Origin of the sequence: Aquabacter cavernae, from assembly GCF_003993795.1 — a bacterium.
In the GTDB taxonomy this organism is placed as follows: Bacteria; Pseudomonadota; Alphaproteobacteria; order Rhizobiales; family Xanthobacteraceae; genus Aquabacter; species Aquabacter cavernae.
The window spans coordinates 922,573-942,305 of sequence record NZ_RWKV01000008.1 but is presented as its reverse complement, the minus strand read 5'-3'; the positions used below and the strand labels follow the sequence as shown (position 1 = coordinate 942,305).

Genomic DNA, 19,733 nt, shown 5'->3' with positions numbered 1-19,733 from the left:
ATGTATCAGGCTATCGTCTTCCTCCCCCTCATCGGCTTCCTCATCACAGGCATGTTCGGGCGCGCCATCGGCGCCCGCGCGTCCGAGGTGGTGACCACGTCGTTCCTGTTCATTGCCTGCATCCTCTCCTGGATCGCCTTCTTCAACGTGGCCATCGGCGGCCACGATGTGCGCGTCCAGCTGATGCAGTGGATCTATGTGGGCGACTTCAAGGTCGATTGGGCGCTCCGCATCGACACCATGACCGCGATCATGCTGATCGTCGTCACCACGGTGTCTTCGCTCGTGCATCTGTATTCGATCGGCTACATGCACGACGATCCGTTCCGTCCGCGCTTCTTCGGCTATCTGTCCCTGTTCACGTTCGCCATGCTCATGCTGGTGACGGCGGACAACCTGCTGCAGCTGTTCTTCGGCTGGGAGGGCGTGGGCCTCGCCTCCTATCTGCTCATCGGCTTCTATTTCCAGAAGCCCTCCGCCAACGCCGCCGCCATGAAGGCGTTCGTGGTGAACCGCGTGGGTGACTTCGGGTTCCTGCTTGGCATCTTCGCCATCTTCGTGATGACCGGGGCGGTGAGCTTCGAGACGGTGTTCGCCCAGGCGCCCAGCCTTGCGGGCAAGACCATCTCCTTCCTCGGCCACAATTGGGATGCGCCGACGGTCATCTGTATCCTGCTGTTCATCGGCGCCATGGGTAAGTCCGCGCAGTTCCTGCTGCACACCTGGCTGCCCGACGCCATGGAGGGCCCGACCCCGGTCTCGGCCCTCATCCACGCGGCCACCATGGTGACCGCCGGCGTGTTCATGGTGGCGCGCATGTCGCCCATCTTCGAGCTGTCGCCGACCGCGCTGGACCTCATCATGCTGGTGGGCGCCACCACCTCGGTGTTCGCCGCGACCATCGCGCTGGTGCAGAACGACATCAAGAAGGTGATCGCCTATTCCACCTGCTCCCAGCTCGGCTACATGTTCGTGGCCATGGGAACGGGCGCCTATTCCATCGGCGTGTTCCACCTCTTCACCCATGCCTGCTTCAAGGCGCTGCTGTTCCTCAGCGCCGGCTCGGTCATCACGGCGATGCACCATGAGCAGGACATGCGGAACATGGGCGGGCTCTGGAAGAAGATCCCCTTCACCTACGGCGCCATGATGATCGGCACGCTGGCCATCACCGGCTTCCCGTTCCTCGCCGGCTATTACTCGAAGGACGCCATCATCGAGGCGGCCTGGGCCTCCCATGGCACGTTCGCCCTCTATGGCTGGGTGATGACGGTGGGCGCCGCGGCGCTGACCTCCTTCTATTCCTGGCGCCTCGTCTTCCTCACCTTCCACGGCAAGCCACACGACCATCACCATTATGACGCGGCGCATGAATCGCCGCTGGTGATGACCATTCCGCTGGGCGTGCTCGCCATCGGTTCGGTGTTCGCGGGCGCGGTCTTCTTCAACGACTTCGTCGGCGAGAACGTGCACCACTTCTTCGGCCACGCCATCTTCATGGGCGCCGAGAACCACATCCTGCACGAGATGCACAACATCCCGCTCTGGGCGAAGTACATGCCCACGCTGATGATGGCGCTCGGCTTCGCGGTGGCCTACTGGTTCTATGTTGTGGACCGCTCGCTGCCCGTGCGGCTCGCCAAGAGCCAGGACGCGCTGTACCAGTTCCTGCTGAACAAGTGGTACTTCGACGAGCTCTACGACTTCCTCTTCATCCGCCCCTCCATGTGGATCGGACGGGTGCTCTGGAAGCAGGGTGACGGGCGCATCATCGACGGCTGGGGGCCCAACGGGGTCTCCGCCCGGGTGCTCGACGTCACGGGCCGCGTGGTCCGGCTGCAGAGCGGCTACCTTTATCACTATGCCTTCGTGATGCTGATCGGCGTGGCCGCTCTCATCACCTGGTTCATGTTTGCCGGAGTGTGACGATGACCACCTGGCCGATCCTCTCCGTCATCACCTTCCTGCCGCTCGTCGGCGCCCTGTTCATCATGGTGGTGCGGGGCGACGAGGAAGTGACCGCGCGCAATGCCCGCTGGGTTGCGCTGTGGACCACCCTCGTCACCTTCGTGGTGTCCCTGCTGCTGCTGCCGGGCTTCGATGCCTCGGCACCCGGCTTCCAGTTCGTCGAGAAGCATCCCTGGCTCGGGGACGTCGCCGCCTATCACATGGGCGTGGACGGCATCTCGCTGCCCCTGGTGCTGCTCACCACCTTCCTCATGCCCTTCTGCATCCTCGCCTCCTGGGAGAGCGTGCATAAGCGGGTGAAGGAATACATGATCGCGTTCCTGGTGCTGGAGACCTTCATGGTCGGCACCTTCTGCGCGCTGGACCTGGTCCTCTTCTACTTCTTCTTCGAAGCCGGCCTCATCCCGATGTTCCTCATCATCGGCATCTGGGGCGGTCCGCGCCGCATCTATGCGAGCTTCAAGTTCTTCCTCTACACGCTGCTCGGCTCCGTGCTCATGATGCTTGCCATCATGGCCATGTACTGGACGGCCGGCACCACCGACATCCCGACCCTCATGCAGTTCGGCTTCCCGTCCGGCATGCAGACGTGGCTATGGCTGGCCTTCTTCGCCTCCTTCGCGGTGAAGATGCCCATGTGGCCGGTGCACACCTGGTTGCCCGACGCGCACGTCGAGGCGCCCACGGCGGGCTCGGTGATCCTGGCGGGCGTGCTGCTGAAGATGGGCGGCTACGGCTTCATCCGCTTCTCGCTGCCCATGTTCCCGGATGCGTCGCACCTGTTCGCGCCCATGGTCTACACCCTGTCGGTGGTGGCCATCATCTACACCTCGCTGGTGGCGCTGGTGCAGGAGGACATCAAGAAGCTGATCGCCTATTCGTCGGTCGCCCATATGGGCTTCGTGACCATGGGCATCTTCGCCATGAACGAGGCGGGCCTCCAGGGCGCCATGTTCCTGATGATCTCCCACGGCTTCGTCTCGGGCGCGCTGTTCCTGTGCGTGGGCGTCATTTACGACCGCATGCACACCCGCGAGATCTCCGCCTATGGCGGCCTCGTGAACCGCATGCCGAAATACGCCGTGGCCCTGATGATCTTCACCATGGCCAATGTGGGCCTGCCGGGCACGTCGGGCTTCGTGGGCGAGTTCCTCACCATGATGGCGGTGTTCGAGCGCAACACCTGGGTCGCCTTCTTCGCGGCCACGGGCGTGATCCTCTCGGCCGCCTATGCCCTGTACCTGTATCGCCGCGTGGTGTTCGGCACGCTCGATAAGGACAGCCTCAAGGGCATTCTCGACCTCAATGGGCGCGAGACGGCGATCATGGTGCCGCTGATCCTGCTCACGGTGGTCTTCGGCTTCTGGCCGGCGCCCATTCTCGACATGACCTCCACCGCCGTGAACGCGGTGGTGGCCCGCACCGATTCCGTGGCCCAGGCGGTCAAGACCGCCTCGCTGCTGTTCAGCTTCTGACCCGAGGTCGCCCGATGTCCTCCTTCCTGCCCCCGCTTGGCGCCGTCCTTCCGGAACTGGTGCTCGCGCTCGCGGCGATCATCCTGCTGCTCGTCGGCGCCATCAAGGGCGAGCGGTCGGCGAACCTCGTCACCGGCCTCGCCATCGCGGTGCTGGCGGCGGTGCTGCTGCTGGTCCTGCTGAAGCCGGTGGTGACGCTTTCGGCCTTCAACGGCGCGCTGGTGATCGATCCCTTCTCCCGCTTCATGAAGGCCCTCGCGCTCCTGGGCGCGACCGTGTCCCTCATCATGTCGGTGGACTGGCTGAACCGCGAGGGGCAGAACAAGTTCGAATATGCCGTGCTGGTGCTCATCTCCACCCTCGGCATGATGATGCTGGTCTCGGCGGGCGACCTCATCGCCCTCTATCTCGGCCTCGAACTCATGAGCCTGTCGCTCTATGTGATCGCGGCCATCAACCGGGAATCCGTGCGTTCCACGGAAGCGGGCCTGAAGTATTTCGTCCTGGGCTCGCTCTCCTCCGGCATGCTGCTCTACGGCGCCTCGCTGCTCTACGGCTTCACCGGAACGGTGAATTTCGACGGCATCGCCAAGGCCGCCACCTCGCCCACGCTGGGCCTCGTCTTCGGCATCGTGTTCGTCATGGCGGGCCTCTGCTTCAAGGTGTCGGCCGTGCCGTTCCACATGTGGACGCCGGACGTCTATGAGGGCGCCCCCACCCCGGTGACCGCCTTCTTCGCCACCGCGCCCAAGGTGGCCGCCATGGCGGTGTTCATGCGGGTCGCCGTGGAGGCGCTGCCCAACGTCACCCATTCCTGGCAGCAGATCATCACCTTCGTGGCCATCGCCTCCATGGTGCTGGGTGCCTTCGCCGCCATCGGCCAGCGCAACATCAAGCGCCTGCTGGCCTATTCCTCCATCGGCCATATGGGCTTCGCGCTGGTGGGCCTCGCGGCCGCAACCCCCCAGGGTGTCCGGGGCGTGATGGTGTACATGACCATCTATGTGGCCATGACGCTGGGCTCCTTCGCCTGCGTGCTGTCCATGCGGCGCAACGGCCAGGCCGTGGAGACCATCGACGACCTCGCCGGCCTGTCCCGGACCCGGCCGCTCATGGCGCTCGCCTTTTCCGGCCTGATGTTCTCGCTGGCGGGCATTCCCCCGCTGGCCGGCTTCCTGGCAAAGTACTATGTCTTCCTCGCCGCCATCCAGGCGGGCCTGTATGGTCTGGCTGTCATCGGCGTGCTCGCGTCCGTGGTCGGTGCGTACTATTATCTGCGGGTCGTGAAGATCATGTATTTCGACGAGCCGGCGGATGCGTTCGATCCGATGCCCGGCGAGCTGAAGGCGGTGCTGAGCGTGTCCGGCTTGTTCACAGTGTTCTACTTCCTCTGGCCGGCCCCTCTCATCGACGCGGCCGGAGCGGCTGCGCGCGCACTTTTCTGACCGATGGCGCTGCACAGGTTTCAAAGCTCCACCGTTCCGATCGTCCGGTTCACGGAAATTGGCTCGACCAACACCGAAGGCCTCGCCCGGCTCTCCCGCGGCGAGGCCATGCCGGTTTGGCTGGTGGCCGATATCCAGACCGCGGGCCACGGGCGGCGGGGGCGGCCATGGACCAGCGAACTGGGCAACCTGTTCGCGACCCTTGTTCTGCCCAATCCCGCGCCGCCCACCAATGTGGCGCAGCTCTGCTTCGTCGCGGGCCTCGCTCTGCGTGATGCGGTCATCGCCGCCGCACCGCTGCTGGTCACCGATGCGCTCAAGCTGAAATGGCCCAACGACCTCATCCTCAATGGCGGCAAGCTGGCCGGCATCCTGGTTGAGGGCGGCACGGACCCGGCGGGACGCCCGGCGGCCGTGGTGGGTTTCGGCGTCAATTGCCTGCACCATCCCGAGGACCTTCCTTATCCCGCCACCAGCCTTGAAGCGGCAGGCGCGCCCGCCGCGCCCGACCGGGTGCTGGAGGCGCTGGACACGGCCATGGCCGTGCGCCTGAACCAGTGGAATGGCGGCAACGGCTTTGCGTCCATCCGCAGCGACTGGATGCGCCACGCCTTCGCCATCGGCGACACGGTCACCGTGAAGGTGGGCGAGCGCGAGGTGACGGGCCGCTTCGAGAGCATTGACGTGCGGGGCGCCATGATGCTTCGGCGCAAGGACGGCATCGCGGAAATCATCACGGCCGGGGATGTCTCCCTGCCGAAGGGAGAATAAGGTCCGCATGTCCGACGCATCCGAACTGGTCTTCGCGCCCCTTGGTGGGGTGGGCGAGATCGGGATGAATCTCGGCCTTTACGGCTTCGGTCCCAAGCGCGCGCGCCGGTGGCTCATGGTCGATCTCGGCATGAGCTTCGCCGGCGACGAGGCGCCCGGCGTCGATCTCGTCCTGCCCGACATCCGCTTCCTGGAGCGCGAGGCCAAGTCCATCGAAGGGCTCGTCCTCACCCATGGCCATGAGGACCATGTGGGCGCGATCCTGGACCTGTGGCCGCGCCTCAAATGCCCCATCTACACCACCCGCTTCACGGCGGGCCTGCTGGAGGCCAAGCGCTTTGCCGAGCCCGGCGCGCCGAAGCTGCCCATGACCATCGTGCGGGCCGGTGAGCCGTTCGACCTCGGGCCGTTCCAACTGGAATTCATCCCCGTCGCCCATTCCATCCCGGACAGCCACGCCATCGCCATCCGCACGGCGGCGGGCCTGGTGCTGCATACCGGCGACTGGAAGCTGGATCCCAGCCCGGTGGTGGGCCACGTCACCGATTCCGCGCGCCTGAAGGCGCTCGGCGATGAGGGCGTGCGCGCCATCATCTGCGATTCCACCAATGCGGTCCGCGACGGCATTTCGCCCTCCGAGGCGGATGTGGCGGTGACGCTGAAGGAGATCGTCGCGAAGGCGAAGCACCGCATCTGCTTCACCACCTTCTCGTCCAACGTGGCCCGCATCCGCTCCATCGCGGAAGCCGCCATGGCCAATGACCGTGAAGTGGTGGTGGTGGGCCGCGCCATGGACCGGGTCATCGGCGTCGCGCGCGAGCAGGGATATCTGGACGGGATCCCGCCCTTCCGCACCTCCGAATCCTACGGCTACCTGCCGCGCGACAAGGTGGTGGCGCTGCTCACCGGCTCCCAGGGTGAGCCGCGCGCCGCCCTGCGCCGCATCTCGGAGGACGACCATCCCGAGATTGCCCTCTCCAAGGGCGATCTGGTGGTCTTCTCCTCACGCACCATTCCCGGCAACGAGAAGGTGGTGAACAAGGTCATCAACGGCCTCGTGAAGCGCGGCATCAACGTGATGACCGATCGCGACGGGCTCGTGCACGTCTCCGGCCATCCCCGGCGGGGCGAGCTGGAGCAGATGTACGGCTGGGTGCGCCCGCAGGTGAGCGTGCCCGTGCATGGCGAGCCCATGCATCTGGCCGCCCATGCCGACCTTGCCCGCCGCCTCGGCGTGCCGGAGATCGTGCTGTGCTCGGACGGGCATGTGGTGCGCCTCGCGCCGGGGCCCGCCGAGCGGGTGGACGACATCCCCTTCGGCCGCCTCTACAAGGATGGGCGCCTGCTCATCCCCGAGGCCGAGCGCACCATTCCCGAGCGGCGCAAGCTCAGCTTCGTGGGCGTGGTCTCCGTGGCGTTCGCCATGGATTCCAAGGGCAATCTGGTGGGTGATCCCAGCGTGGAATGCTCCGGCCTTCCCGAGCGGGGGGAGGGGGGCGTCGATACGCTCGACCATATCCTCGACACGCTGGTGACCACCCTGGACAACCTGCCCCGCGCGCGGCGGCGGGATGCTGAAGCCGTGTCCGATTCGCTGGAGAAGGCCATCCGGGGGGCGGTCAACGCCATCTGGGGCAAGAAGCCGGTTTGCCACGTCCACGTGATCGAGGTCTGAGGCGGCCTCGGCTGGCATCGGGCGGGTTGCGCCCGGGCCGGCGTGAGGTGAAGCGAAGTGCCGCGTGTGCGGACTCAAAGACCCATGCGAAGACGGCCGGGCCTTTGATAGGATAAGCGCCTTCAAGGTGCGCATTGAGGAGGGGACGATGATCGGACGGCTGAACCATGTGGCCATCGCGGTTCGCGACATTGCCGCGGCCACCGCGCTTTATCGCGACACGTTGGGCGCGGACGTGTCCGAGCAGGTGGCCCAGCACGCCCATGGCGTCACCACCGTCTTCATCAACCTCCCCAACACCAAGATCGAGCTTCTGGAGCCGCTGGGCGAATCGTCCCCCATCGCCAAGTTCCTGGAGCGCAATCCGGACGGCGGCATCCACCACATCTGCTACGAGGTGGACGACATCATCGCCGCCCGCGACCAGCTGAAGGCGCAGGGCGCGCGGGTGCTGGGCGACGGGGAGCCGAAGATCGGCGCCCATAACAAGCCGGTCCTGTTCCTTCACCCGAAGGACTTCAACGGGACTCTGGTGGAGCTGGAGCAGGCCTGAGAGCATGGGCATGGCCATCGGCACCTATGCGGCCATCTATTTCATCACCTGGTGGGTGATGCTGTTCGTTGTTCTGCCCTGGGGCGTGCGCAGCCAGGCGGAGGAGGGCGACATCACGCCGGGAACCGATCCCGGCGCGCCCCGGCATCCGAATCTCCTGCGCAAGGCCATCGCCACCAGCATCGTGGCGGCGTTCGTGACGGCGGGCCTCATCTGGATCGGCACCAGCGGGGTGGTGCGCCTGTCGGACCTGCCGATGCCGTTCAAGACGGACAATTGGTAGGCCGCGAGGACGGATCGACATTCAGATTGATGGGCATGATGGGGCCGCGTCGCGCGCGGCCCCAGCGGAGCCCCGTGGATGGCCGGGGGAAGCCCCGCCATGACGCTTCCTGCTTTGAAAAGCCGCTCAGACCGCTGGAATGGCGATCCGACTTAGCCCGCTCCGCCCGCAGGCGTTTCCCATGTGGATGGTGTGAGAAAAAGAAAAAGGCGAGGCCGTTGCCTCGCCTTTATTTCGTGCGCGTATCTTAGTTCAGCCGGTCCGTGGGTGCGAACGCACCGGCAGAGCGCTGCCGCTTCCGATTCTATCGGGCCTTCACGAGGCCAGCGTCGGGCGGCTTATTGTTTGACCTTCCTCCCGAGACCTGGACCTCTCCCAAGATGCCGTGAAAGGCACAATGGCGGACCCCTTTCTTTTGACTTGGCTAAAGTAGAACAAGATTTACGTGTTTGTCATCCTTGCGCCGCAATAGATCTTTTGCTGCGTTGCACAACATCTGGGGTGAAGCTTCTGCCCGCGCCTCGGAACAGTGCCATCGCGGCATCCCCGGTTTGCCCGTCACGGCGCCGTCGCGGGCTTGTGTTTTTCCGACCGTTCCGCTTTCACTGGCGGCCACGCAATCGCTAGCCTCTTGAGTCCCATCATGCGTCTGTCCCGATATTTCCTGCCCATTCTTCGCGAGGTTCCGAAGGAGGCGGAGATCGTGTCCCACCGGCTCATGCTGCGGGCGGGCATGGTGCGTCAGGAGAGCGCGGGCATCTATGCGTGGCTGCCGCTCGGCCACCGGGTGCTCAACAAGATCTGCGGAATCATTCGCGAGGAGCAGAATCGGGCGGGCGCCATCGAGATGCTGATGCCCACCATCCAGTCGGCGGACCTGTGGCGCGAGAGCGGCCGCTATGACGACTACGGCAAGGAGATGCTGCGCATCCGCGACCGGCACGACCGCGATGTGCTCTATGGGCCCACCAATGAGGAGATGATCACCGAGATCGTCCGGGCCTATGTGAAGTCCTACAAGGCGCTGCCGCTGAACCTCTATCACATCCAGTGGAAGTTCCGGGACGAGGTGCGCCCGCGCTTCGGCGTCTATCGCTCGCGCGAATTCCTGATGAAGGACGCCTATTCATTTGATCTGGATGCGGCCGGCGCCCGCCATTCCTACAACAAGATGTTCGTCGCTTATCTGCGCACCTTCTCCCGGATGGGGCTGAAAGCGATTCCCATGGTGGCGGACACGGGTCCCATCGGCGGCAACCTTTCGCACGAATTCATCATTCTCGCCTCCACGGGCGAGAGCGAGGTGTTCTGCCACGCCGACTATCTGGACAAGGCCGCCCCCGCCGTCTCCACCGACTTCGACGACAAAGCGGGCCTGCAGGATCTCGTGGACCAGTGGACCGAGCTTTATGCCGCCACCTCCGAGAAGCATGACGAGGCCGCCTTCGCCGCGATTCCCGACGCCCGCCGCATGGCCGCGCGCGGCATCGAGGTGGGCCACATCTTCTATTTCGGCACCAAATATTCCGAGCCCTTCGGCGCCAAGGTGCAGGGGCCGGACGGCGCCGAGCACCTCATCCACATGGGCTCCTACGGCATCGGCCCCTCGCGCCTCGTGGCGGCGATGATCGAGGCCTCCCATGACGAGGCGGGAATCATCTGGCCGGACGCCGTGGCGCCCTTCCAGGTGGGCATCCTCAATCTCAAGACCGGCGATTCCGCCACCGACGCCGCTTGCGGCGCGCTCTATGCGCGCCTGACCGCCGCCGGCAAGGACGTGCTCTATGACGACACGGACGAGCGGGCCGGCGCGAAGTTCGCCACCGCCGACCTGATCGGCCTGCCCTGGCAGATCCTGGTGGGGCCGAAGAGCCTCGCCGAGGGCAAGGTGGAACTGAAGCGGCGGGTGGACGGGGCGCGTGAACTCATGTCGATCGACGACGTGGTCGAACGGCTCACCGCGTGACAGGAGCGCAGCGTATGGCAAAGGGCGCGGAGGCTTCGCCGGAACCCACGGGGACCCGGCCCTTTTCCGCGTTCGAATGGATGCTGTCGCTGCGCTACCTGCGGGCCCGGCGCAAGGAAGGCTTCATCTCCGTCATCGCCGGCTTCTCCTTCCTCGGCATCGTGCTGGGGGTGGCGACGCTGATCATCGTGATGGCGGTGATGAACGGCTTCCGCCAGGAATTGCTGGGCAAGATCCTGGGCCTCAACGGCCATATCCTGGTCCAGCCGCTGGAACGGCCGCTCACCGACTATAAGGAGGTGGCGGAGCGCATCGCCAAGCTGAAGGGGGTGCGCATGGCCGTGCCCCTGGTGGAAGGACAGGCGCTCGCCTCGTCCGCCTACAACGCCTCCGGCGTGCTGGTGCGCGGCCTCAGCGAGGCAGACCTGCGCAAGCTCCCCTCCATCGCCAACAACATCAAGAGCGGCACGCTGGAAGGCTTCGACCAGGGGCAGGGGGTGGCCATCGGCAAACGGCTCGCCGACCAGCTCTCGCTGCATGCGGGCGACAACATCACGCTCGTCGCCCCGCGCGGCGCGGTGACGCCCATGGGCACATCGCCCCGCATCAAGGTCTACAAGGTGGCGGCCATCTTCGAGATCGGCATGTCGGAATATGACGGCGCCTTCCTCTTCATGCCGCTGCCGGAGGCCCAGGCCTATTTCAACCGCAATGGCGATGTGAACGCCATCGAGGTCTATATCGACAATCCCGACGATGTGGCCGAGCTGCGCCCCGCCATCCTCGCGGCGGCGGAGCGGCCGGTCTATATCGTGGACTGGCGACAGCGGAACGCCACCTTTTTCAACGCCCTCCAGGTGGAGCGGAACGTGATGTTCCTCATCCTCACCCTGATCGTGCTGGTGGCGGCGCTGAACATCGTGTCCGGCCTCATCATGCTGGTGAAGGACAAGGGGCACGACATCGCGGTGCTGCGCACCATGGGGGCGACCCAGGGCGCCATCATGCGGGTCTTCCTCATCACCGGCGCGAGCATCGGCTTCGTGGGCACGGCGGTGGGGCTGGGGCTGGGTGTGCTGGTCTGTCTCAATATCGAGGAAATCCGGCGCTTCATCTCCTGGCTCACCAGCACCGAGTTGTTCTCGCCGGAGCTGTATTATCTCTCCAAGCTGCCCGCGCAGATGAATGCGAGCGAGACCACGTCCGTGGTGGTGATGGCGCTTGTCCTCTCGCTCCTCGCCACCCTCTATCCCTCCTGGCGGGCCGCGCGTCTCGATCCCGTCGAAGCCTTGAGATACGAGTGATGACGGCAGGCGGTCCCCCCGAATACACCCCTGCCATGGCCCTTGCGGGCGTGGGGCGCCGCTATAAGCAGGGCGAGGGGCATATCGAGATTCTGCGCAATGCCGACCTCGTCATAGAGCACGGGCAGTCGGTGGCTCTGGTGGCCCCGTCGGGCAGCGGCAAGTCCACGCTGCTGCATCTGGCGGGCCTTCTGGAGCATCCCGACGAGGGCGAGGTGTTCATCGACGGGCGGCCCACCTCCAAGCTGTCCGACGCCGAGCGCACCCGCATCCGCCGCCTGCATGTGGGTTTCGTCTATCAGTTCCACCATCTGCTGGGCGAGTTCACCGCGCTGGAAAACGTGGTGCTGCCGCAGATGATCCGCGGCCTTTCCAAGACGGCGGCGGAGGCACGGGCCAAGGATCTGCTGAGTTATCTGGGTCTTGGCAAGCGCCTGACGCATCGGCCTTCGGAACTGTCCGGCGGCGAGCAGCAGCGCGTCGCCATCGCCCGCGCGCTCGCCAATGCGCCGCGCCTGCTGCTGGCGGACGAGCCCACGGGAAACCTGGATCCGCGCACATCCGACCATGTGTTCGGGGCGCTCACGGAACTGGTGCATGCCACCGGGGTGGCCGCCCTCATCGCCACCCACAATCTCGCCCTTGCCGCGCAGATGGACCGCCGGGTCACCGTTCAGGACGGGGCCGTGATTGAGCTGGATTAGGGCGGTGCGGGGCTAAGTCACAAGCCTGGAATAAGATTTGCAGTCATAAATGTATCAACCGGCTGCGGGTGGCCGGGGAAGCGGCGCGTCTCCACAAGATCGACGTGCCGAGACTGCGGGGGTTTCATGGCGACGGTCGCGCGTTCCGGCGGAAAATGGCTATTGTCCGGGCATCCAATTGGTTTTTGGTTCGTTTTTTGGGCTGAGTTCGCCGAGCGGGCCAGCTTCTACGGCATGCGGGTGCTGCTGGCGCTCTACCTCGTGAACGTGTTCGGCTTCGCGGAGGCCGATTCGGGTTCCATCGTTCAGCTGTTCACGGCGGCCTGCTACCTGACCCCGATTCTCGGCGGCTTCATCGCCGACCACTTCCTCGGGCGGTACCGTACTATTGTCTGGTTCTGCATTCCCTACATCCTGGGCCACCTCATTCTCGGTTATTTCCGCACTGACTTCTTCCTGTTCCTGGCGCTCGCGCTCCTGGCGCTCGGCTCGGGCACCATCAAGCCGAACACCTCGGTCCTGATGGGTTTGATGTATGAGCGCCTCGGCAAGGGGCATCTGCTGGACGATGCGTTCGCCTATTACTATGCGGCCATCAATCTGGGCTCGACCATCGCCTCGCTGTCGCTGCCCATCGTCATGATCCACTACGGCTATGACATCGCGCTGCTCATCCCGGCGGTCCTCATCGCGCTGTCCATGATCATCTTCGTGCTGGGTCGCTCTCACTTTCCGCCGGAGAGTGTGCGCTGGCATTTCGAGCCGAAGACCCCGGAGCAGAAGCGGGCCGAGCGGGCCGTGCTGGGGCGTCTTGCGGGGGTTCTTGCCCTGGTCGCGGTCTATTGGTTCATCGCCGACCAAGCCGCCTCCACCTGGGTGTTCATGGCCAACAGCCACATGGACCTGGAGCTCTGGCCGCTGGGCTTCTCCATCACCGCCGACCAGACCCAGGGCCTCAACCCGCTCATCATCATCCTGTTCACGCCCGCCCTCGCCTTGATCTGGCAGAAGGTGGACGCGCGCACCAATGGCGGCCTGCTGCCCACGGACAAAATGATCATCGGCTTCGCCCTCACGGTGGCGGCCATGGTGGTGATGACGGGCGTGGGCTGGTTCGCGGGGGAGGGGAGGGTCTCCATCTGGTATCTGGTGCTGGCCACCTTCCTCATCACCATGGGCGAATTGTGCATCTCGGTGGTGGGGCTCCAGCTTTGCTACGTGGTGGCGCCGACCAACATGAAGTCGCAGGTCACGGGCTATTTCCTCATGACCAGCTTCTTCGGCGATTCCTTCGGCGCCCTGTTCGACCAGCTGTACGGCCAGATCAATACCGGCCTCTATTTCGGCATCCAGGCCGTCATGGCCCTGGTCTGCACTTTCCTGATGGTGAGGGTGGGCCGTGCGCTTGAGCGCACCGAGAAGCGGGAAATGGCCGCCGAGCACGCCGCCTAGAGCGTCTGCGAGCGGCGGGCAAAGCGCCCGCCGCCGGCGAAGCCGTCACCGCAGCGAGACCATGATCGCGCCCGCCGCGATCATGGTCACTCCGGCCCAGTTCACGGCGCTGAGCCGCTCGCCCAGGAACAGCACGCCGAACACCGCCACGAGGACGACGCTCAATTTGTCCACGGGCGCCACCTGTCCCGCCGGCCCCATCTGAAGGGCGCGGAAATAGCAGAGCCATGACGCCCCCGTGGCGAGGCCCGACAGCACCAGGAACAGCCAGGTGCGGGTGGAGATGGTCTCCAGCGGCTGCCAGGCCCCGGTGCCCGCCACCAGCAGGCCGATGACGGCCACAATCACCACGGTGCGGATCAGGGTGGCGAGGTCGCTGTTGATCCCGCCCACGCCCACCTTGGCGAAGATGGCCGTGAGCGCCGCGAACGCCGCCGATCCCACCGCCCAGAACTGCCAGCTTCCGATGACGCTTCTCATGGATGCCCTCCCTCGCCGTGACGCGGACAGGGTGGCACGGCGCGGCGCGGGGGTGCAGTCCTCCCGGCCCCTCCGGGCCGCGGAAGCCGCGAGACGGGGACGACGGGCGATAGACATCATGGCGTGATCGCTGCCCTCGGTGCGGCCCGTGGATGTGCCCCCCGGTCCATGCGCGGTGGAGGATCCGGCTCTCGATTATCGAGCGGGCGCGATTCACGGCCCACATGGAAGCGAACGGGCTTCGATGTGGGGGCATCGCCCTCTAAGATGGCCGCCAGACTCGCGCCCCCCTGAGACCCCATGTCCGATCCTGGCTTCATCCATCTGCACGTCCATTCCTCCTATTCGCTGCTGGAAGGGGCGCTGACCTTCGGCAAGCTGGCGGATCTCGCCAAGGCGGATGCCCAGCCGGCCTTGGCGCTGACGGACACGGGCAACCTGTTCGGGGCGCTGGAATTCTCCGAGAAGATGTCGGGCGTGGGCATCCAGCCCATCATCGGCTGCGCGGTGGCGCTCGATCTGCCGGAGCCTGTCGGCGGCCGCGCGCCGCTGCTGGTGCGCAAGCCGCGCATCGTGCTGCTGGCCGCCCAGGAGGCGGGCTGGCGCAACCTCATGACGCTGGTGTCCCGCGCCTTCCTGGAGACGCCCAGCGACGAGGAGCCGCGCATCGCCCTGGACTGGCTCACGGGCGCCCATGAGGGCCTGATCGCGCTCACCGGCGGCCCCGCCGGGCCCATCGACCGGGCCTTGGCGGCGGGCCATGCGGACATCGCCGCCCAAAGGCTCGATGCGCTCACGGGCCTGTTCGGCGACCGGCTCTATGTGGAGGTGGAGCGGCACGGCATGGATGTGGAGCGGCTGGCCGAACCGGCGCTGCTCGACCTTGCCTATGCCAAGGGCCTGCCGCTGGTGGCCTCCAACGAACCCTTCTTCGGCTCCAATGCGGATTATGAGGCCCATGACGCGCTGATCTGCATCGCGGAAGGCCGGATGGTGTCCGAGGGGGACCGCCGCCGCCTCACCGCCGAGCATCGCTTCAAGACGCGCGCCGAAATGCTCACCCTGTTCGCGGACCTGCCGGAGGCCACCGCCAACACGGTGGAGATCGCCCGGCGCTGCGCCTACCGGGTACGCACTCAGAAGCCCATTCTGCCGCGCTTCACCACCGGCGATTCCAAGGGCGAGGACGCCATCGCCGCCGAGGCGGCCGAGCTGGAGCGGCAGGCCAAAGAGGGCCTCGCCCAGCGCCTCGCCAAGCACGGCCCGGCCGAGGGGCTGGAGGTGAGCGTCTATGAGGAGCGCCTCGCCTACGAGATTTCCATCATCGCGCGCATGAAGTTCCCCGGCTACTTCCTCATCGTGTCGGACTTCATCAAATGGGCGAAGGCCCACGACATTCCCGTGGGGCCGGGGCGCGGCTCGGGCGCGGGATCGCTGGTGGCCTATTCGCTCCAGATCACGGACCTCGACCCGCTGCGGTTCGGGCTTCTGTTCGAGCGCTTCCTGAACCCTGACCGCGTCTCCATGCCGGACTTCGACGTGGACTTCTGCCAGGACCGGCGCGACGAGGTGATCCAATACGTCCAGCAGCGCTACGGGCGCTCGCAGGTGGCGCAGATCATCACCTTCGGCACCTTGCAGGCGCGCGGCGTGCTGCGCGACGTGGGGCGCGTGCTGGAAATGCCCTATGGGCAGGTGGACAAGCTCTGCAAGCTGGTGCCCCAGAATCCGGCCGCGCCCGTCACACTGAAGCAGGCCATCGAGGACGAGCCGCGCCTTCAGGCGGCGCGCGACCAGGAAGAGGTGGTGAAGCGCGCCTTCGATATCGCCGTGCGCCTGGAGGGGCTGAACCGCCACGCCTCCACCCATGCGGCGGGCATCGTGATCGGCGACCGGCCGCTGCACCAATTGGTGCCGCTCTATCGAGACCCCAAGTCCGACATGCCGGTCACCCAGTACAATATGAAATGGGTGGAGCAGGCGGGCCTTGTGAAGTTCGACTTCCTCGGCCTGAAAACCCTGACCGTCATCGAGACCGCCGCCAAGCTGATCCGCCAGCGCGGCATCGACATCGACATGTCCAAGATCCCCCTGGACGACCCCAAGACCTACGCCATGCTGGCGCGGGGCGAGACGGTGGGCGTGTTCCAGGTGGAAAGCGCGGGCATGCGCCGCGCGCTGGTGGACATGAAGGCCGACCGCGTGGAAGACCTCATCGCGCTGGTGGCCCTCTATCGCCCCGGCCCCATGGCCAACATTCCGGTCTATTGCGACTGCAAGCACGGGCGCGCCCAGCCGGACTATATTCACCCGAAGCTTGAGCCCTATCTGAAGGAAACCTTCGGCGTCATCATCTACCAGGAACAGGTGATGCAGATCGCCCAGGCGCTTTCCGGCTATTCGCTGGGCGAGGCGGACCTGCTGCGCCGCGCCATGGGCAAGAAGATCCGCGCCGAGATGGAGAAGCAGCGCGAGCGCTTCGTGACCGGCGCCGCCGAGCGGGATGTGCCGAAGGCGCAGGCGGACACCATCTTCGACCTGCTGGCCAAGTTCGCGGACTACGGCTTCAACAAGTCCCACGCCGCCGCCTATGCCATCGTCGCCTACCAGACGGCCTGGCTGAAGGCGAACTACGCCACTGAATTCCTCGCCGCCTCCATGACGCTGGACATGGGCAATACCGACAAGCTGGCGGAATTCCGCCAGGAGGCGCAGCGGCTGGGCATCGAGGTGGTGCCGCCTTCGGTGAACCTGTCCGCCCGCGAATTCCAGGTGGTGGACGGCAAGATCATCTATGCCATGGCGGCCATCAAGGGCGTGGGCGGCAGCGCGGTGGACGCGCTGGTGGCGGCGCGGGGCGGCAAGCCGTTCGCGGACCTCGCCGACTTCGCCGCGCGCCTGCCGGTGAAGATGGTCAACAAGCGGACCCTGGAAAGCCTTGCGGCGGCGGGCTGCTTCGACCTGCTGGAGAAGAACCGCGCCCGCGTCTTCGCCTCCCTGGAGCCCATCGTCGCCCATGCGGCGCGCGAGGAGCAGGGCAGGGCGGTGGGGCAGGACGACATGTTCGGCTCCGGCCCCGTGAAGGCCACCTTGCCCTTGCCGCAGGCGCAGCCCTGGGATCCGGCGGAACGGCTCCAGCGGGAATATGACGCCATCGGCTTCTTCCTCACCGGCCATCCGCTGGACGATTACGCCCCGGCCCTCAAGCGCATGCGCGTCCAGACCTATTCGGACTTCTCACGGGCGGTGCGGGCGGGCGCGGCGGCGGGGCGCATCGCCGCGACGGTGGTCTCGCGGCAGGAGCGGCGCACCAAGTCCGGCACCCGCATGGGCATTGTGGGCCTCTCGGACCCGTCCGGCCATTTCGAGGGGGTGATCTTCTCGGAAGGGCTCGCCCATTATCGCGACCTGCTGGAGCCCGGCACGCCGCTGCTCATGATGGTGGCGGCGGAGCTTCAGGGCGAAGACGTGCGCCTGCGCATCCAGTCCTGCGAGAAGCTGGACGAGGCCACCTCCCGCCACCACAAGGCGCTGCGCATCTTCGTGCGCTCCACCGAGCCGCTGGAGGGCATTTCCCGGCGCCTGGACGGCAAGGGCGACGGCGAGGTCAGCCTCATCCTGCTCATGGAGGAGAGCAAGGCGGAGGTAGAGATCCGCCTGGAGGGCCGCTTCCCGGTCTCGCCGCAGATCGCGGGCGCCATCAAGGCCATTCCCGGCGTGGTGGCGGTGGAAGCCGGCTGACGCCATGGTCTATCGCCTGCCGCCGCTCAACGCGCTGCGCCTGTTCGAGGCGGCGGGGCGGCATCTGTCCTTCAAGGCAGCGGCGCAGGAACTGAACGTGACGCCCAGCGCCGTGAGCCATGCGGTGCAGGGGCTGGAGGACTGGCTGGGCGTGCCCCTGTTCGTGCGCGGGCACCGCAGCCTCGCCTTGACCGGCGCGGGCGAAAGCTACCTGCCGGAGGTGCGCACGGCGCTCGCCCATCTGGCGCGGGCGACGCGCGACCTGCCGGGGCGGCGGCCCGCCGGGCATCTGGTGGTGAGCGCCGCGCCCACCTTCGCGCTGTGCTGGCTGGTTCCGGCCCTCGATCGCTTCCGCGACCGGCATGGCGATATCGAGGTGACGCTGGACACCAGCCGCCGCCTCATGGATTTGCAGCGGGACGGCGTGGACGTGGCCATCCGCATGGGCACGGGCGGGTGGACGGGCGTGGATTGCGACCTGCTGGTGCGCGAGCGCCTCGTCCCCGTCTGCGCGCCGTCCTTGGTGCCCTCTCTGCAAACGCCCGGCGACCTTGCGGACGTGCCGCTCCTGCATGTGGTGGGCGTGGCGGAGGATTGGGGCGCCTGGGCGCGGGCGCGCGGGGCGTCCGGCCTCGACGTCACGCGCGGCCCCCGCTTCGACACCCTCCAGATGGCCTGGGAGGCGGCGGCGCGGGGGCAGGGCGTGGCGCTGGGGCGCTTGCCCCTGGTGGAGCGGGATCTCGCGGCGGGCCGCCTCTGCTCCGTTCTGGAACCGGCGGTCGCTGCCGAGACCGGCTATTGGCTGGTGACCGATCCCGACACGCTGCGCCCGGAAGCCCAGGCCTTCCGCGACTGGCTGCGAGCGGAACTCGCCGCCTAAAGCGTTTCCGAGCGACGTGTGAAGCGGTTCGCGTGACGGAAACGCGGAAAAACAGAGAGATAGGACGTTTCAGGCGGCGCTGGCCTGCCGGTTGCACCAGGCGTCGAGGCCCGCTTTTAGCTCCTTCAGGGGCACCAGCCGGGCGAACTGGTCCGCCTCCATCAGCAGCCCCTCCGCGATGGGCACGTTGATGCCCCGTGTCACCGCATTGAGGATGGCAGTGACCGCCAAAGGCGAATTCCGGGTGATGCGGTGGGCGAGCGCATGGGCGGCGGGCAGGAGGTCGGCGGCGGGCACCACGGCATTGATCAGGCCCAGCTCCAGCGCGCGCTGGGCGGAGAAGCTGTCGCCCGTCAGAAGATGCTCCAGCGCCCGCTTGCGCCCCGCAAGGCGCGGCAGGCGCTGGGTGCCGCCGAAGGTGGGGGGCATGGCGAGCAAAATCTCGGGCTTGGCGAACAGGGCGGTGTCGCTGGCGATGGCGAGGGGCGCGGCCTCCGTGATCTCGCAGCCGCCGCCGAAGGCCAGCCCGTTCACCGCCGCGATGACGGGCTTCGGGAAGGATTCGATGCGCGCGGTCAGCGCCTGTCCGCGCCGCACGAAATCCTGGAGCGCCGCATCCACGCCCCGCGCGACGCTGCGCGAGAATTCGGGAATGTCCGCCCCCGCCGAAAAGGCACGCTCGCCCGCGCCCGTAAGGATGACGGCGCGCACCTCGGCCTGCGTCTCCAGCGCGTCGAGCCAGGTCATGAGCGCGTCGGCGAGGCCGTAGCTGATGGCGTTCAGCTTGTGCGGGCGGTTGAGGGTGAGCGTGGCTACGCCCTCGCTGACCGCGCACAGAACGGGCGGCGCCTCGGGCGCGGCGGCGGGGAGCGGGCGGGACAAGCGGGCGGCGGGACGGGGCATTGCGACCTCCTCGGATATGAGAAGGTCAGGCTCGCCCCGCCGGGCCTGTGCGGACAAACGGGAAATCCGCATCTTGAGGTGAGCGGTACTCATGCGAGGCGGGCCGGAGCCCGCCCCGAGGGGCACGCAGCCG

Annotated in this window: 15 protein-coding genes; 13 read left to right on the top strand and 2 right to left on the bottom strand. The window is 66.5% G+C overall.

Annotated features, from left to right (window positions below; translation table 11 throughout):
- From nuoL to EJJ38_RS08995, 11 genes are all read left to right on the top strand, one after another.
- The gene (nuoL, locus tag EJJ38_RS09045; protein WP_127089744.1) at positions 1-1,926 is read left to right on the top strand and encodes an NADH-quinone oxidoreductase subunit L; all 1,926 of its coding nucleotides are present in this window, start codon (positions 1-3) and stop codon (positions 1,924-1,926) included.
- 2 nt (positions 1,927-1,928) lie between these two features.
- A complete protein-coding gene (locus tag EJJ38_RS09040) occupies positions 1,929-3,443 on the top strand; it encodes an NADH-quinone oxidoreductase subunit M (protein ID WP_127089743.1) in 1,515 nt (504 codons plus the stop codon).
- 14 nt (positions 3,444-3,457) lie between these two features.
- A complete protein-coding gene (gene nuoN / locus EJJ38_RS09035; RefSeq protein WP_127089742.1) occupies positions 3,458-4,888 on the top strand; it encodes an NADH-quinone oxidoreductase subunit NuoN in 1,431 nt (476 codons plus the stop codon).
- A gap of 3 nt (positions 4,889-4,891) precedes the next feature.
- Positions 4,892-5,659 carry a biotin--[acetyl-CoA-carboxylase] ligase gene (locus EJJ38_RS09030; RefSeq protein ID WP_127089741.1) on the top strand — a complete coding sequence of 256 codons (768 nt, stop codon included), beginning with the start codon at positions 4,892-4,894 and terminating at the stop codon, positions 5,657-5,659.
- Positions 5,660-5,666: 7 nt separating this feature from the next.
- A complete protein-coding gene (locus EJJ38_RS09025) occupies positions 5,667-7,334 on the top strand; it encodes a ribonuclease J (protein WP_127089740.1) in 1,668 nt (555 codons plus the stop codon).
- Positions 7,335-7,482: 148 nt separating this feature from the next.
- Entirely contained in the window at positions 7,483-7,887 is a 405-nt protein-coding gene (gene mce / locus EJJ38_RS09020) for a methylmalonyl-CoA epimerase (RefSeq protein WP_127089739.1), read from the top strand.
- A 4-nt stretch (positions 7,888-7,891) separates the two neighbouring features.
- Positions 7,892-8,170: a DUF1467 family protein gene (locus EJJ38_RS09015; RefSeq protein WP_245454162.1), complete on the top strand. Its 279-nt coding sequence runs from the start codon at positions 7,892-7,894 to the stop codon at positions 8,168-8,170.
- A gap of 643 nt (positions 8,171-8,813) precedes the next feature.
- Entirely contained in the window at positions 8,814-10,136 is a 1,323-nt protein-coding gene (gene proS, locus EJJ38_RS09010) for a proline--tRNA ligase (protein ID WP_127089738.1), read from the top strand.
- A 14-nt stretch (positions 10,137-10,150) separates the two neighbouring features.
- Positions 10,151-11,440, top strand: coding sequence for a lipoprotein-releasing ABC transporter permease subunit (locus EJJ38_RS09005; protein ID WP_127089737.1), 1,290 nt, complete (start codon positions 10,151-10,153; stop codon positions 11,438-11,440).
- The gene (locus EJJ38_RS09000; RefSeq protein ID WP_127089736.1) at positions 11,440-12,144 is read left to right on the top strand and encodes an ABC transporter ATP-binding protein; all 705 of its coding nucleotides are present in this window, start codon (positions 11,440-11,442) and stop codon (positions 12,142-12,144) included. Before EJJ38_RS09005 ends, EJJ38_RS09000 begins: the two co-directional genes overlap by 1 nt.
- 126 nt (positions 12,145-12,270) lie before the next feature.
- On the top strand, positions 12,271-13,596 hold the full coding sequence (locus tag EJJ38_RS08995) for a peptide MFS transporter (protein WP_127089735.1): 1,326 nt from the start codon (positions 12,271-12,273) through the stop codon (positions 13,594-13,596).
- 45 nt (positions 13,597-13,641) lie between these two features.
- On the opposite strand, the gene EJJ38_RS08990 is transcribed toward EJJ38_RS08995, so the two are convergent.
- Positions 13,642-14,076 (bottom strand): EamA family transporter, encoded by a 435-nt coding sequence (locus tag EJJ38_RS08990; RefSeq protein ID WP_127089734.1) that lies wholly within the window; start codon positions 14,074-14,076, stop codon positions 13,642-13,644.
- A gap of 300 nt (positions 14,077-14,376) precedes the next feature.
- Here EJJ38_RS08990 and dnaE point away from each other — a divergent pair, with 300 nt between their 5' ends.
- Both dnaE and gcvA read left to right on the top strand, forming a co-directional pair.
- Positions 14,377-17,817 (top strand): DNA polymerase III subunit alpha, encoded by a 3,441-nt coding sequence (dnaE, locus tag EJJ38_RS08985; protein ID WP_127089733.1) that lies wholly within the window; start codon positions 14,377-14,379, stop codon positions 17,815-17,817.
- 4 nt (positions 17,818-17,821) lie between these two features.
- Positions 17,822-18,697, top strand: coding sequence for a transcriptional regulator GcvA (gcvA, locus tag EJJ38_RS08980; RefSeq protein ID WP_127089732.1), 876 nt, complete (start codon positions 17,822-17,824; stop codon positions 18,695-18,697).
- Positions 18,698-18,766: 69 nt separating this feature from the next.
- On the opposite strand, the gene EJJ38_RS08975 is transcribed toward gcvA, so the two are convergent.
- Positions 18,767-19,600 (bottom strand): crotonase/enoyl-CoA hydratase family protein, encoded by an 834-nt coding sequence (locus EJJ38_RS08975; protein ID WP_127089731.1) that lies wholly within the window; start codon positions 19,598-19,600, stop codon positions 18,767-18,769.
- Positions 19,601-19,733 lie beyond the last annotated feature (133 nt).